Origin of the sequence: Massilibacteroides vaginae, from assembly GCF_900178525.1 — a bacterium.
Lineage (GTDB): Bacteria > Bacteroidota > Bacteroidia > Bacteroidales > Tannerellaceae > Massilibacteroides > Massilibacteroides vaginae.
Genome location: NZ_FXDJ01000006.1, coordinates 1 through 14,870, shown reverse-complemented (window position 1 = coordinate 14,870; position 14,870 = coordinate 1). Strand labels below are relative to the sequence as shown.

The following is a 14,870-nucleotide window of genomic DNA, read 5'->3' as shown; positions in this document are numbered from 1 at the left end:
GCTATGAATAATATTCCGGGAGACAGGATTAAAGAGCTGCGGGAAATATTGGAGCAGCATAATTATAACTATTATGTACTCGCGCAACCGAAGATAAGTGATTTTGAGTTTGATGCGTTGATGAAAGAGTTGCAGGCACTTGAAGCTGAACATCCGGAATTTGCTGATCCTTATTCCCCAACCCAACGTGTGGGGAGCGACTTGTCGAAAGAGTTTGAGCAGGTAACACACCGTTACCCCATGCTTTCTCTTGGGAATACCTATTCGGAAGACGAGGTGCGGGATTTTTACGAACGGACAGCACGCTTTTTGAATGAATCTTTCGAACTGGTTGCCGAACTAAAATACGATGGAACTTCCATTTCTCTGTTATATGAGCATGGTGTGCTGGTTCGCGCTGTAACGCGAGGTGACGGAACGAAAGGAGATGATGTTACTGCTAATGTGAAAACAATTCGTTCTATTCCGTTGCGGTTAATGGGCTCAGGTTATCCGGAAGTGTTTGAAATTAGAGGAGAAATACTACTGCCATGGGTGGAGTTTGAACGTATAAACAAAGAACGTGAAGAACAGGAAGAACCCTTGTTTGCTAATCCGCGTAACGCGGCGTCGGGCACTCTTAAATTGCAAAATCCGGTAGTTGTCGCCTCTCGTAAATTAGATGCTTATTTTTATTATCTATTGGGTGAAGATTTGCCGTTTGAGAGTCATTTTGAAAATCTGGAGGCAGCTCGTTCCTGGGGATTTAAGGTGCCGAGCGTGATACGTAAATGTACTACCCCCGAAGACGTGTTTTCTTATTTAAATTATTGGAACAAAGAACGTAAGAATTTACCGGTAGCTACCGATGGCGTAGTGCTGAAAGTAAATTCATTAAAGCAACAACGCAACCTCGGATTTACAGCAAAGAGTCCACGCTGGGCTATCTCATATAAATTTCAGGCCGAACGGGCAGCAACACGTTTGAATTCGGTGTCTTTTCAGGTAGGAAGAACGGGCGCGATAACGCCTGTAGCCAACCTCGAACCGGTTCAGCTTTCGGGAACAGTCGTACGAAGGGCTTCGTTGCATAACGCGGATATTATTGCCGGTCTAGATCTATATATAGGAGATCAGGTGTTTGTTGAAAAAGGCGGAGAGATCATACCTAAAATAGTGGGAGTGGATACCGATTCACGTCCTTTGCTGATTGGAGAAAAAGTACGCTTTATCACAAAATGCCCGGAATGCGGTACTTCGTTGATTCGCCCGGAAGGGGAAGCCGCCCATTATTGTCCGAATGAAACGGACTGTCCGCCACAGATAAAAGGGCGCATAGAACATTTCGTTACTCGAAAGGCTATGAATATAAATATTGGTCCTGAAACAATAGATGATCTGTATAACGCAGGCTATGTGAAAACGTCGGCTGATCTTTATGTGTTGAAGACCTCGGATCTGCTTCGTCTGGAACGATGGGCGGAAAAGAGCGCGGAAAATTTCATGAAGAGTGTCGATACGTCGAAGCGTGTACCGTTTGAGCGGGTGCTTTTTGCATTGGGCATTCGCTATGTTGGCGAAACTGTTGCCAAAAAACTGGCTTACGCTTTTCAGCATATAGAGAATCTGCGGCAAGCTTCCATAGAGCAATTAATGGAAGTTGACGAGATAGGAGAGCGTATAGCTCAGAGTGTGGTAGCGTATTTTGCCAATCCTAAAAACAAAGAACTGGTGGCCCGGCTGAGAGATTCCGGTGTTCAGATGGAAATCTCAAAAGAGTCGGTTGCGATGCGCTCAAACAAACTGGCGGGAAAATCTGTCGTTATTAGCGGAACATTCGCGAAATATTCCAGAGACGAATATAAGCACATGATAGAGCAACACGGCGGTAAGAATGTAGGGTCGGTTTCAGGAAAAACTGATTTTATTCTGGCCGGTGACAATATGGGACCTGCTAAGCTGGAAAAGGCGGCCAAATTAGGTGTGAAAATTTTAGATGAAGAAGCGTTTCTTAAGCTACTTGAAGAATGATATTTGGAAACTATTTTTTTAAACGGAAAGTTCAGAAATTAATTGCAGACTCGCACGGCAGAAAGCATAAATTTTGCTCATTGGAAGATGCCCGTAGTTTGCTTGTTTTATTTCGGAATGAAGATAAAGCAGCAGTTGAACCACTGTTGGAAAAACTGCGTGCTTCCGGTAAACGGATCTCCTGTTGTGTAAGCTATACGGGAACAATAGATCACGACGACCCTTCTGTGCTTTATGTGAATAAAAACAAAGAAGCCGATAAATATGGAATACCAAACGCGGACATAAGTGCCCGGTTGGCTAAAATAGAGGCAGATGTGTTGATTGATTTGAGCAGAGGAAAGTGCCATGCATTATCAGTACTTATGCTTCAACATCCCTCTCGCTTTAAAGTGGGGGAAAGACTTATGGATGAAACGATTTATGATTTTTCCATCATTATGACAGATGGAGGAGGAACGGCCGAATTGTTTGGATATATATTATTTTATTTGCAAACAATCCGTTCGAAATGATATTATTTCCTATTTTTGCATGACAAAAGAATAAAGAAGAGAACAAAATCTCCATGGCAGATATTAATTTAAAAGGAATGGGGGTAGCATTGATAACCCCGTTTAAAGAAGATGAGAGTGTTGACTATGATGCGCTGAACCGTTTGGTAGACTATCAGTTGCAGAATGGCACAGATTATCTTGTTGTACTTGGGACTACCGCTGAAACCCCTACATTGACAGAAAGTGAAAAGAAAAATGTAGTAAGCTTGGTTGTCTCCAAAGTTAAAGGCCAAATACCTATTGTGTTGGGAGTAGGAGGGAATTGTACTCGTTCGGTTGTTGACGCATTAAAACACGACGATTTTTCGGGAATCGATGCTATTTTGTCGGTTACCCCATATTATAACAAACCTTCCCAAGAAGGATTATACCAGCATTATAAAGCGGTTTCGGAAGCAACCAGGCTGCCTATCGTATTATATAATGTGCCGGGAAGAACAGGCGTGAATATGACGGCTGAGACCACCTTGAGAATCGCGCGTGACTTTAAAAACGTTATTGCAGTGAAAGAAGCCTCCGGTAATATCACTCAGATGGATGATATTATTAAGAATAAGCCGGCAAACTTTAATGTGATCTCCGGCGATGACGGCATAACCTTTCCGTTGATAACTCTTGGTGCTGTAGGTGTAATTTCAGTGATTGGAAATGCTTTTCCCCGTGAGTTCAGTCGAATGGTTCGTTTGGCTCTGAGTGGTGACTATGGCAATGCCCGTACTATTCATCATAGTTTTACGGAATTGTTCGATCTGTTGTTTGTAGACGGCAATCCGGCAGGAGTAAAAAGTATGCTGAATGCAATGGGATATATTGAAAATAAATTGCGTTTGCCATTAGTGCCGACGCGAATTACTACTTTCGAAAAGATCAGAACAGTTCTGAACCAGCTTAACATCAAGTGTTGATAGCGGATTTCCTTGCGAGGTAAATAGCAAGCGTTCACGGACTGTCTGAAGAACATTTGATCTTAATTAATTTAATTGGATGTTTATGAAAACAATTCTTTATTTGATTATGACTGTGCTGTTTCCGATATCCTTATTAGGACAGGGTGGTTCGTTTTATGATTTTACCGTGAAGACGATTGATGGAAAAGATTATCCCCTGAGTCAGTTGAAAGGTAAAAAAGTGTTAGTGGTTAATGTCGCATCTAAATGCGGATTGACTCCCCAATACGAAGGTTTGCAGGAACTATATACGAAATATGCGGAAAAAGGACTGATGATTATCGGGTTTCCCGCGAATAATTTCAAAGGACAAGAGCCTGGATCGAATGAAGAAATACAGGAATTCTGCACCTTAAATTATGGTGTGACGTTTCCTATGATGGAGAAAATATCCGTACAAGGAAACGATATCGCTCCGTTATATAAATGGTTGACAACAAAAGAAGGAAATGGCAAGGCTGATGCTGAAGTTACTTGGAATTTCCAGAAGTTTATGATCAGCGAAAACGGGGAATGGATTGGAAGTGTGTCCCCAAAAACATCCCCTTTGTCTGATGAGATAATTGAATGGGTAAAAGGTGAATAAACAAGATTAATAATAAAAATAGCTAATTATTTGGCTATTTATTAAGGTTATATAGAATAGTTTTTTTACCTTTGCGCTCCGAAAGATGCGGGTTCGTTTGTAATTCGTGTATTTTTTGTCTTTGATCCTGTACGTGATGCTAGTTCAGTAAGAAGATGATCGATTCATGGGGTGTTTATACTGGTGTATAACAAACTATGTCCAGTTTGAGTCTGGTCGTAAGAGTTTAAGAATAATATATAAAACTAAGATAGAGATGTCCAAGATTTGTCAGATTACCGGAAAAAAAGCAATGGTTGGCAATAACGTTTCTCACTCTAAAAGAAGAACGAAACGTAAATTTAATGTTAACCTGTTTAGAAAAAAGTTCTATTGGGTAGAACAGGATTGTTGGATTAGCCTGAATGTGTCGGCTGCAGGTTTGCGCACGATTAACAAGTTAGGTGTTGAAGCTGCTATTAAAATGGCTGCTGAAAAAGGGTATTTAAACGCATAATTTGGGAGGACTAAGAAATGGCTAAGAAAGCAAAAGGTAATAGAATCCAGGTTATATTGGAATGTACGGAACACAAAGAAAGTGGTATGCCGGGTACTTCAAGATATATAACAACAAAAAACAGAAAAAATACAACTCAAAGAATGGAATTGAAAAAATACAATCCTATTCTGAAGAGAATGACTATTCATAAAGAAATTAAGTAATAAGGAGATTAAACAATGGCAAAGAAAGCGGTTGCGACATTTAAGAAAGGTGACGGACGTACCTATTCAAAAGTGATTAAAATGGTTAAGTCTCCAAAAACAGGAGCTTATATCTTTCAGGAAGAAATGGTCCCTAATGAAGCAGTGAAAGATTATTTCGCGAAATAATCAAGCTGGAAATAATAGGAGAAAACCCTCTTTTGTTTTGATGCAGAAGAGGGCTTTTTCTGTTAATGAAGATTTGTGATCTTAATCAATAGGGAAAATGGATTTATTTCTTAATTTTGTTTTTGTTATTAATTTATATAGCAATAAATAATTCTAGAATAACAATATAAATAGATAAGATATGAAATTTGATGTATCAAGCACAGCGCTATTGTCTCGTTTGCAATCGATAAGTAAGGTGATCGCTTCAAAAAATTCTTTACCGATTCTGGATAGTTTTCTTTTTAATCTGGAGGGGGATAAACTTACAATAACAGCATCCGACTCTGAAACCCGTTTGCTTACTTCCGTTGACGTGATGAACGTTGAAGGAGAAGGCTTGTTTGCCATATCGGCTAAGATATTGCTTGATCCATTAAAAGAACTTCCTGAACAACCTTTGCACTTTAGCATCAATGAGGATAATATGGAAGTGTTTATTCATTTTCAAAACGGACAATATAGTTTTATAGGTCAACGTGGTGATACGTATCCTCAACAGAAACCGATAGGAGAGAATGTAACTTCGCTCCAGATCGAAGCTCAGATACTACTGAACGGACTTGGACGTGCTTTGTTCGCAACCGCAGATGATGAACTTCGTCCGGTAATGAACGGTGTTTATTTCGATATCAATACGGATAGCATGACTTTTGTGGCTTCAGACGGTCATAAATTAGCCCGCTTGAGAAATTACGCTATTAAAGGCGAGGAGAGGGCTGCTTTTATATTGGCTAAGAAACCGGCCAATTTGCTTCGCTCTGTTTTGGCGAAGGAACAAGAAGAGGTGCTGATTAAATTTGATGAGAATAACGCTTATTTTACTTGTTCGAATTTTGAAATGGTTTGTCGCTTGATAGAAGGACGTTATCCAAATTACAACAGTGTGATTCCACAGGAAAATCCCTATAAAGTAACGATAGACCGCGTTTCGTTTCTGAATGCTTTAAAACGTGTTTCTGTATTTTCCAATCCGGCAAGTAGCTTAGTGAAACTTCACCTTTTGGATAATCAGCTGATTATTTCTGCTCAGGATATCGATTTTTCCACCTCCGCAGAAGAAAAAATTATTTGCCAGTATGTAGATCCTGAATTGAAGATTGGATTTAAGGGTACTTTCCTGATCGAAATATTAGCTAATATATCATCCGAAGAAGTAGTGATTGAATTGGCTGATCCTACTCGTGCGGGAACAATTGTTCCTGCTGAAAATGAGGAAAACGAGGATCTGCTGATGCTGATAATGCCAATGATGCTTAATGATTAAATAAGACAAAATATAATGCAATTGAATTTGAAAAATCCGTTGGTGTTTTTTGATCTGGAAACCACCGGGATCAACATAGTGAAAGATCGAATCGTCGAAATATCTTTTATGAAAGTTTATCCCAATGGAAAAGAAGAATCAAAAACACGTCGGGTTAATCCGGGAATGCCTATACCGCCGGAAGCTACCGCTATTCATGGAATATCGGATGATGACGTAAAGGATTGCCCGACTTTCAAAGAGATAGCGAAATCTCTTGCCTCTCAATTAGAAGGATGTGATCTGGCCGGTTATAATTCAAATCGTTTTGATATCCCTTTGCTGGCCGAAGAGTTTCTGCGTGCTGAAGTGGATGTGGATTTGAACAAGCGTAAATTTATTGATGTACAAACAATTTTCCATAAAATGGAACAGCGTACATTGGCCGCCGCATATAAATTCTATTGTGATAAGACATTAGAAAATGCACATACCGCTGAAGCCGATACGTTGGCTACTTATGAAGTTTTGAAGTCACAGTTGGATCGTTATCCGGACTTGGAAAATGACATAAACTTTCTTTCTAAATTTTCCAGTTTTACGAATAATGTGGATTTCGCAGGACGGATGGTATATAATGATAAGGGGGAAGAGGTTATTAATTTCGGAAAGTATAAAGGGCGTTTGGTTGCAGACGTTTTACAAACAGATCCCGGCTATTATGGGTGGATCATGAGTGGTGATTTCCCGTTAAATACAAAACGGATATTAACAGAGATTAAATTGAGGGGATTTAATTCAAAATAAGAAGATGAATAATTTTGAGTTTTGCAATCCGGTAAAAATAATTTTCGGAAAAGGAATGATCAGCCGATTAACGGCTCAATTACCTGCCGGTGTAAAGGTGTTGATCCTTTATGGTGGTGGAAGTATAAAAAAGAATGGCATATATGATCAGGTAAAGAACGCTTTGTCCGGTATCGAAACTTTCGAGTTCGGAGGAATACAACCAAACCCTGATTATGACACCTGCATGAAGGCGGTGGAGCTGGTAAAGAACGAAAAAATTGATTTTCTGTTAGCTGTAGGTGGTGGGTCTGTAATAGATGCTACTAAATTTATAGCGTCTGCAGCTTGTTATGAAGGAGAGGATCCATGGGACATTTTAAGGAAAGGTGCCGCCATAAAAAAAGCATTGCCTTTAGGATGTGTTTTAACACTTGCAGCTACAGGATCTGAAATGAATGAACGTTTTGTTATCTCTAAAAACGACTCAAAATTAAAACTTGGATTTGCATCACCTCTTGTTTTTCCTCAATTTGCTATTCTTGATCCAGAAGTTACTTATTCTTTACCGCTCAAACAGGTCGCGAATGGAGTAGTGGATTCTTTTATGCATGTGATCGAACAATATCTAACTTATCCGGTAAATGCCCGCGTGCAGGATGCTTTTGCTGAATCTTTGATGTGTATTATCAAAGAAGAAGGGCTAAAAGTATTGAAAAAACCAAATGATTATGCTATTCGTGCTAATCTGATGTGGGCTGCGTCTAACGCGTTAAATTCATGGATTGGACAGGGTGTGCCTCAGGATTGGTCGTCTCATCGTATTGGTTATTCGCTTACTGCATTGTTTGGCTTAGATCATGCACAAACACTGGCAGTGATTTTGCCGGGTGTGATGGAATATAAAAAGAAAGAGAAGAAAGATAAAATTATTTCACTTGGACTTTCTGTCTTTAATATTATGCCGAACAGCGAGTCTGCACTGGTTGACGAGACAATAGATGCTGTTGAGGCTTTCTTCCGTTCAATGGGTTTCTCTACTCGTTTATCAGAATTTGGAATTAAGGAGAATGATTTGAATTCTCTTGTACAACATGTTCGTGAAATGAACTGGCAGTTGGGAGAACATGCAGATATTGATTGGCAGGCTGCAAAGGAAATATTGAGCTTAAGATTATAACTTTTCAAACAAATAGGTTTGTAATGCTGAAGGGTAAAAATATTATTGTAGGCGTAACGGGTAGTATCGCGGCATATAAAGCCGCTTATCTGATTCGTGGGTTGGTGAAGAAGGGCGCTAATGTTCAGGTGGTTATTACACCTGCCGGAAAAGAATTTATAACACCTCTGACGCTCTCCACATTAAGCAATGCCCCGGTTATCAGTGAGTTTTTTTCAAATCGCGACGGTTCGTGGAATAGTCATGTTGATCTGGGACTATGGGCAGATGCTATGTTGATTGCTCCTGCTACAGCAGCTACAATCGGGAAAATAGCGAATGGAATTGCGGATAATATGCTGATTACAACTTATCTTTCATGCAAAGCTCCGGTATTTATCGCACCGGCAATGGATCTGGATATGTTTGCCCATCCAACAACACAACAAAACCTGGATCGCTTGCGTACTTTCGGAAATCGTATTATTGAACCAGCGGAAGGTGAGCTTGCGAGCCATCTGATAGGTAAGGGGCGTATGGAAGAACCGGATAGTATTATATGTGTTTTGGAGCATTTTTTTGCAGAGCAGAAAGACCTTCGTGAAAAAAAAATTGTAATAACTGCAGGTCCTACATATGAAAAGATAGATCCCGTACGTTTTATAGGTAATTATTCGTCAGGAAAGATGGGATATGCGTTGGCAAAGGCTTGTGCTGAACGAGGAGCGGAAGTTATTTTGATATCCGGTCCGGTGTCGGAAACGATCGCTCATCCTAACGTAACACGCATAGATGTGGAATCGGCAGACGAGATGTACAACGAGGCAATGTCGGTTTTTCCGCATGTGGATGCAGGTATACTTTGTGCTGCTGTTGCTGATTATAAACCGGCTGTTAGCATGGATAAAAAGATCAAGCGGGAATCATCTGCCGAACTTACGTTGCAACTTACTCCGAATAAAGATATTGCCGCTTCTTTAGGCGCAATTAAAAAAGAAGGACAGGTGCTGGTTGGTTTTGCTTTGGAAACAAACAACGAAGAAGCACATGCTTTAGATAAGTTGAAACGAAAGAATCTGGACTTTATCGTCTTGAATTCCTTAAAAGAGAAAGGTGCGGGATTCCGTTGTGATACGAATAAAATATCAATAATAGATCAAAAAGGAGCAATCGCTGAGTTTCCCTTAAAACTGAAACAAGAGGTGGCTGTTGATATTGTAGATAAATTGGCGACTTTGTTATTATGAAGGCATTAAAAATTATTATTCCTATTCTGTTTGTTTGTTTTACCTGTTCGGTTAAGGCACAGGAGATAAATGCCCGGGTGACAATTAACAGTGACAAAATTCAGGGATCAAGCAAACAAGTTTTTACCACTCTGGAGAATGCTTTAACTGAGTTTGTGAATAATAAGAAATGGACTGATGCAACTTTCGCCGTGAATGAACGGATTGACTGTACGATAAATCTTACAATAAACGAGCGTCCTTCGGATGATAGTTTTAAAGCTGAATTGTTGGTGCAGGCCCGGCGACCGGCTTATAACTCCTCCTATACAACTACATTGTTAAATTTCCGTGACACACAATTAGATTTCAATTATGTGGAATTCGAACAACTGCAATACACGGAAAATACGCTGGAAAATAACCTGACAGCAACGATTGTCTTCTATGTATATCTTATACTCGGACTGGATTTTGATAGTTTTTCTCCATTAGGGGGAAATGCTTTCTTGCAACAAGCCATGCAGATAGTAACTTTGGCGCAATCTGAAGCCTCCTGGAATGGCTGGAAGCCTTTTGATAGCCAACGAAACAGGCACGCATTAGCAACAGCTCTGACGGAAAACACCGGTGAAGGATTCCGTAATATGTGGTATACATATCATCGCAAAGGATTGGATGAGATGGCTGCAAATGCAGATCGTGGACGTACTACGATTATTTCATTATTGCCTGCGCTGACCGAACTGAAAAGCAGTAGACCATCTTCTGTGTTGTTGTCTGTCTTCTCCGATGCCAAGTTAGACGAGTTGGTTGCGATTTATTCCAAAGCAACCATGCAAGAGAAACAAGAAGGCTATAAAACTCTTTCTGAACTATATCCTGCGGAGTCAACAAGATTGGAGCCTTTAAAGAAATAATCCGAAACTATGTTAAAGTCATTACTTATACAGAATTTTGTATTGATAGATAATCTGGAGATAGACTTCAATGATAAATTCTCTGTTATTACCGGTGAGACTGGTGCCGGAAAATCTATAATTTTAGGTGCACTCGCTCTTGTTTTAGGACAACGGGCAGATGGGAAAAGTATTAAGTTGGGAGCGGATAAATGCACGATAGAAGCCATCTTTGATATTAAGAAATACGAATTAGCCTTCTTTTTTCAGGAGAATGATCTGGAATACGATCCCGAAGTTTGTATTTTCAGAAGAGAATTATATGCTTCCGGTAAATCCCGTGCTTTTGTGAACGATTCGCCTGTGTCTCTTTCGGTGATGAAAGAACTTGGCGCATACCTGATAGATATTCATTCGCAGCACCAAAACCTGTTATTGGGAGATATTATGTTCCAGTTGCGTGTAGTTGACGTGATGGCGAACAACAAACAACTTCTGTCACACTATCATGAGGAGTTTCTGGCTTATACCCGATTGCGAAAAGAACGCAAAGAACTATCGGATAAAGCGGCACAGGCAAAGCAAGAAGAAGATTATATCCGCTTTCAGGCGGAACAATTGGAAGAGGCAAATCTTTATGCCGGAGAACAGGAAGAACTGGAAAATGAACAGACTCTTTTGACGCATGCTGAAGAAATAAAAACCTCACTATATAAATTGCATGAGTTGCTTAACGGTGAAGAGCAAGGAGTTGTACGTGGGCTGAAAGATGCGATAGCATTGGTAGGATCTATTGAACGCTTCTATCCGAAATCAAAACAAATGGAAGAGCGTTTACGTTCGGTCTATATTGATTTGGATGACCTGGCTGCAGACGCCGAAGGCCAACAAGAAAACATAGAATATAATCCGGAACGAATGGATTATGTTAACGAACGGTTGAATTTGTTTTATTCATTAGAACAAAAACATCGTGTTTCTTCGATCGATGAACTGATTGTTTTGCTGGAAACCTACCAAAAACAATTATTGGCAATTGAATCTTTTGATGAACAAATTGAAGAACTCGACAAACAGATCAAAACTCAATATACAACAGTTCTTTCCCTTGCAAAAAAAATACATGAAGCCAGACAGCAGACAGCCGAACAGATTTCCCGTGAATTAGTGAAGATGATTGCACCCTTGGGTATGCCCAATATGCGTTTTTCGGTTGAATTATCTCTGCGGAAAGAACCGGATATGAATGGGATCGATGAAATTCGGTTTCTTTTTTCTGCAAATAAAAACGGACTTATGCAGCCTGTGGCAGAAACAGCCTCAGGAGGCGAAATTTCCCGGCTTATGCTTTGTATAAAGGCGATGATTGCCGGATCAACAGCCTTGCCATCCATTATTTTTGACGAAGTAGATACCGGAGTTTCCGGAGATATTGCTGATAAAATGGGTGATATTATGCGTGGGCTGGGCGATAATATGCAGGTTTTGGCAATTACTCACCTTCCGCAGATTGCGGCAAAAGGAATGAGTCATTATTATGTATATAAACATGATTCGGCAGATCGTACCATCACATCGATACGAAAACTGGATCAAAATGAACGTGTGTCGGAAATCGCACGAATGTTAAGTGGTGCAACGCTGACTGAGGCCTCGGTAGCTAACGCGCGTGATCTACTCGGAATTTGATGATAAAAAAAGAAATAAGATAAATGAAAGAGAATGAATTAATCTTTGGTACCCGTGCCGTTATCGAAGCCGTTCAGGCAGATAAGGAAATAGATAAAATTCTTGTTCGCAGGGACATGAAAAATGAATTGTCTAAAGAATTATTAGATGTGTTAAGAGGTCGGGACATCCCCATACAGCGTGTGCCACCTGAAAGATTAGACCGCATTACGCGAAAGAATCATCAGGGAGTTATCGCTTTTATTTCGTCGGTTACCTATCAAAAGTTGGAAGATATAATTCCATTTCTATATGAACAGGGAAGGAGTCCCTTTATCGTATTATTAGATGGAGTAACCGATGTGCGTAATTTTGGTGCCATAGCTCGTACTTGCGAATGCGCAGGTGCAGATGCGATAGTAATACCATCGCGTGGAAGTGTAACCGTGAATGCCGATGCGATCAAGACTTCTGCAGGAGCACTTCACACTTTGCCTGTATGTAAGGAAAAAAGTATAAACGAGGCTATACGTTTTTTGCAAGCCAGTGGTGTGAAAGTATACGCGGCAACAGAAAAAGCAACCGAACTTTATACCTCAGTTTCGTATGATGGACCGGTCGCGATTGTTGTAGGAGCTGAAGATACAGGTGTTGCCAACGAAAATTTACGCATTGCCGACTATATGGTGAAAATACCTCAATTTGGAAAAATTGGTTCACTCAATGTTTCTGTCGCTTCTTCTATCTTAGTGTATGAAGTAGTGCGGCAACGTATCAATCAGGAAGAAAAATAAAAAAACGTATATGAAACGAACAGGCAAAACGATCGTTTACGCTAACGTGAATGATAATGTGAGTTCCATACTACCTTAATATAAAAAAACTATAATCGTATGAAAAAAATTATTGTAACAAAAAATGCACCGGCAGCCATTGGACCCTATAGTCAGGCCATACAAGCCGGAAATATGCTTTTTGCTTCCGGACAGTTAGGCCTTGTTCCGGAAAGTGGAGAATTTGCCGCACAAGATGTTAAAGGACAGACAGAACAGGCATTTAAAAATATCCATGCGGTATTGGCCGAAGCCGGTTATGCTATTGAAGATGTTGTAAAAGTAACCGTCTTTCTTGCTGATATGGGTGATTTTGGAACAGTAAATGAAGTGTATGCAACCCAATTCAAAGACACATATCCTGCGCGTTCGGCCGTTGCGGTCAAAACCCTTCCCAAAAATGCGTTAGTAGAAATAGAAATTATTGCGGTCAAGTAATATATACAGATCAGGGGGATTTGTTTCAAGGTGGTTGCCGTTGTGCAATCACCTTTTTTAATGCTTTTCAGTTAGAGCCAATTTAAATTTAGCCCGTCGCTGTTTTGAGAATTATTTTTGATGATATTTTCCTGTTTAAAAGCTAAAACAAGGTATGGTTTTTTATGCATTTTTACATCTCTGATAATCAGCTTATTATACCTATCAAAAAACATAAAGGTTATTTTCGGAAAAATAAAGGATATATTTTGAAAAATAAAGGATATATTTTTTTTTCATATAGTATTGTAAAAAATTGCTCCATTTTAAAGCTGAATTTGCTTACGCTAACTCGAAAGCGGAATAGATACAAAAACACAACCAACCGGAACGAATAATTTATCTTTCATTTTTAATAAAATCGCTGAAAAATAGTGAGAGATCATGTTTTATAACCCCTGCGCTGAAGCCTCACAATTGGGAATATCATCTTTTTTCACCCAACACGTAAATTTCCCTTGTTGTTTATGAAAAAAAGTATAACATTTTCCAATGATTAGTTGTTATATAAAAGAAATAAAATAAAAAAAGGACGCTGAAGTTTTGTTTTTTTCTACGGACATGATGAATTGTCAAAAAGACAAATAAACAGAGAAAATGTTTGTAATATGCAGAAAATCAGCACTTAATATTCTATCTTTTATGATGAATAATGTAATATATATGATATTTAAGATGTTAGATAGTCTCTATGTCTAGAATTTTTTTAATATTATGTTGATATTAAATGGAATCATCGTTTTGAATTTAAAAGATTATGTCTACATTTGCATCAGTAGGATTATTTGTTTTTATAAATTATTTATTACATCTGAATTGAATTAAAATGACAAATACCTAATTTAAGGTAGAATTTTATTTGAGTTATATATTATTGTATTAATTTAGTTTATTAAAGAATCAGATCATGAACAAAGCAGAGTTAACAAAAAGCCTGGCAAGTAAGATGTCAGTTACTCAATCTCAAGCTCAAAAATTCCTGGATACATTTCATGAAATATTAGGAGAAGAATTAAAGCAGGATAATAATTTATCATTGCTTGGGTTTGGAGTATTTTCTCCATGGAAACAAACTGAACGTGTAGGTAGAAATCCACGTACAGGTGTTGAGTGTGTAATTAAACCTCGCCTGAGTGTGAAGTTTAAGCCGGCTACTCGGTTTCTTGAGGTACTGAATGACGAGAAGAAAGCAAAAAAAGCAAAAGCGAAATCTAAAAAATGAATTTTTTAAAAGGCTTGTTCTCATTACGTTAAAAAAAAGATGTTTTTTTCTTACGATTTTTTTTGGATTGTAAGAATAAAAACATCTATATTTGCACCCGCAATCAGGACGAAAGTCAGTTTGCTAAACGATCTTTGAAAGAATTACATATCAACTAAAAAGTAGTACAGTTTTGTCTGTCTGTTTAGTGGTATATATATGTTATGTATATATATTGTATAGAATAGATGGTTCAAGATTAAAAAAGGAAAAGGGAATTTGATAATAAAAAATTGACTTCCGTTCAAAGACTTAAATACAGGTACTATTCAATAAATCATTATTTAAAAGGAAGATATCCTAGAG

General features: G+C 38.9%; 16 protein-coding genes. All 16 read left to right on the top strand.

The genetic code is table 11. From position 1 onward, the window contains the following. The first annotated feature begins 3 nt into the window (after window positions 1–3). The 16 genes from ligA to B9Y81_RS00480 all read left to right on the top strand — a co-directional run bounded on the left by ligA (window position 4) and on the right by B9Y81_RS00480 (window position 14,525). Window positions 4–2,010 (top strand): NAD-dependent DNA ligase LigA, encoded by a 2,007-nt coding sequence (gene ligA, locus B9Y81_RS00560; RefSeq protein ID WP_085535063.1) that lies wholly within the window; start codon window positions 4–6, stop codon window positions 2,008–2,010. Beyond that, window positions 2,007–2,525, top strand: a complete 519-nt coding sequence (locus B9Y81_RS00555) for a DUF6913 domain-containing protein (protein WP_085535062.1) — start codon at window positions 2,007–2,009, stop codon at window positions 2,523–2,525. The genes ligA and B9Y81_RS00555 overlap by 4 nt, the downstream gene beginning before the upstream one ends. Before the next feature lie 53 nt (window positions 2,526–2,578). Next, window positions 2,579–3,472: a 4-hydroxy-tetrahydrodipicolinate synthase gene (dapA, locus tag B9Y81_RS00550; RefSeq protein WP_085535061.1), complete on the top strand. Its 894-nt coding sequence runs from the start codon at window positions 2,579–2,581 to the stop codon at window positions 3,470–3,472. Window positions 3,473–3,557: 85 nt separating this feature from the next. Then, complete coding sequence (locus B9Y81_RS00545) at window positions 3,558–4,100, top strand: glutathione peroxidase (RefSeq protein ID WP_085535483.1); 543 nt, start codon at window positions 3,558–3,560, stop codon at window positions 4,098–4,100. 256 nt (window positions 4,101–4,356) lie between these two features. Further along, window positions 4,357–4,596, top strand: coding sequence for a 50S ribosomal protein L28 (rpmB, locus tag B9Y81_RS00540; protein ID WP_085535060.1), 240 nt, complete (start codon window positions 4,357–4,359; stop codon window positions 4,594–4,596). Between the two features lie 17 nt (window positions 4,597–4,613). Then, window positions 4,614–4,802: a 50S ribosomal protein L33 gene (rpmG, locus tag B9Y81_RS00535; protein WP_085535059.1), complete on the top strand. Its 189-nt coding sequence runs from the start codon at window positions 4,614–4,616 to the stop codon at window positions 4,800–4,802. Between the two features lie 15 nt (window positions 4,803–4,817). Further along, complete coding sequence (locus tag B9Y81_RS00530; RefSeq protein ID WP_085535058.1) at window positions 4,818–4,970, top strand: DUF4295 domain-containing protein; 153 nt, start codon at window positions 4,818–4,820, stop codon at window positions 4,968–4,970. 181 nt (window positions 4,971–5,151) lie between these two features. Further along, window positions 5,152–6,276 (top strand): DNA polymerase III subunit beta, encoded by a 1,125-nt coding sequence (gene dnaN / locus B9Y81_RS00525; RefSeq protein WP_085535057.1) that lies wholly within the window; start codon window positions 5,152–5,154, stop codon window positions 6,274–6,276. Between the two features lie 15 nt (window positions 6,277–6,291). Beyond that, window positions 6,292–7,062, top strand: a complete 771-nt coding sequence (locus tag B9Y81_RS00520) for a 3'-5' exonuclease (RefSeq protein ID WP_085535056.1) — start codon at window positions 6,292–6,294, stop codon at window positions 7,060–7,062. Window positions 7,063–7,066: 4 nt separating this feature from the next. Beyond that, a complete protein-coding gene (locus tag B9Y81_RS00515; protein WP_085535055.1) occupies window positions 7,067–8,221 on the top strand; it encodes an iron-containing alcohol dehydrogenase in 1,155 nt (384 codons plus the stop codon). Window positions 8,222–8,244: 23 nt separating this feature from the next. Beyond that, complete coding sequence (gene coaBC, locus B9Y81_RS00510; RefSeq protein ID WP_085535054.1) at window positions 8,245–9,447, top strand: bifunctional phosphopantothenoylcysteine decarboxylase/phosphopantothenate--cysteine ligase CoaBC; 1,203 nt, start codon at window positions 8,245–8,247, stop codon at window positions 9,445–9,447. After that, window positions 9,444–10,346: a type IX secretion system protein PorD gene (porD, locus tag B9Y81_RS00505; RefSeq protein ID WP_085535053.1), complete on the top strand. Its 903-nt coding sequence runs from the start codon at window positions 9,444–9,446 to the stop codon at window positions 10,344–10,346. Before coaBC ends, porD begins: the two co-directional genes overlap by 4 nt. A 9-nt stretch (window positions 10,347–10,355) precedes the next feature. Further along, window positions 10,356–12,014: a DNA repair protein RecN gene (gene recN, locus B9Y81_RS00500; protein ID WP_085535052.1), complete on the top strand. Its 1,659-nt coding sequence runs from the start codon at window positions 10,356–10,358 to the stop codon at window positions 12,012–12,014. A 23-nt stretch (window positions 12,015–12,037) separates the two neighbouring features. Further along, complete coding sequence (rlmB, locus tag B9Y81_RS00495) at window positions 12,038–12,787, top strand: 23S rRNA (guanosine(2251)-2'-O)-methyltransferase RlmB (protein ID WP_085535051.1); 750 nt, start codon at window positions 12,038–12,040, stop codon at window positions 12,785–12,787. 99 nt (window positions 12,788–12,886) lie between these two features. Beyond that, complete coding sequence (locus tag B9Y81_RS00490) at window positions 12,887–13,264, top strand: RidA family protein (protein ID WP_085535050.1); 378 nt, start codon at window positions 12,887–12,889, stop codon at window positions 13,262–13,264. Between the two features lie 946 nt (window positions 13,265–14,210). Continuing rightward, window positions 14,211–14,525, top strand: a complete 315-nt coding sequence (locus B9Y81_RS00480; protein WP_085535048.1) for an HU family DNA-binding protein — start codon at window positions 14,211–14,213, stop codon at window positions 14,523–14,525. Window positions 14,526–14,870: the final 345 nt, after the last annotated feature.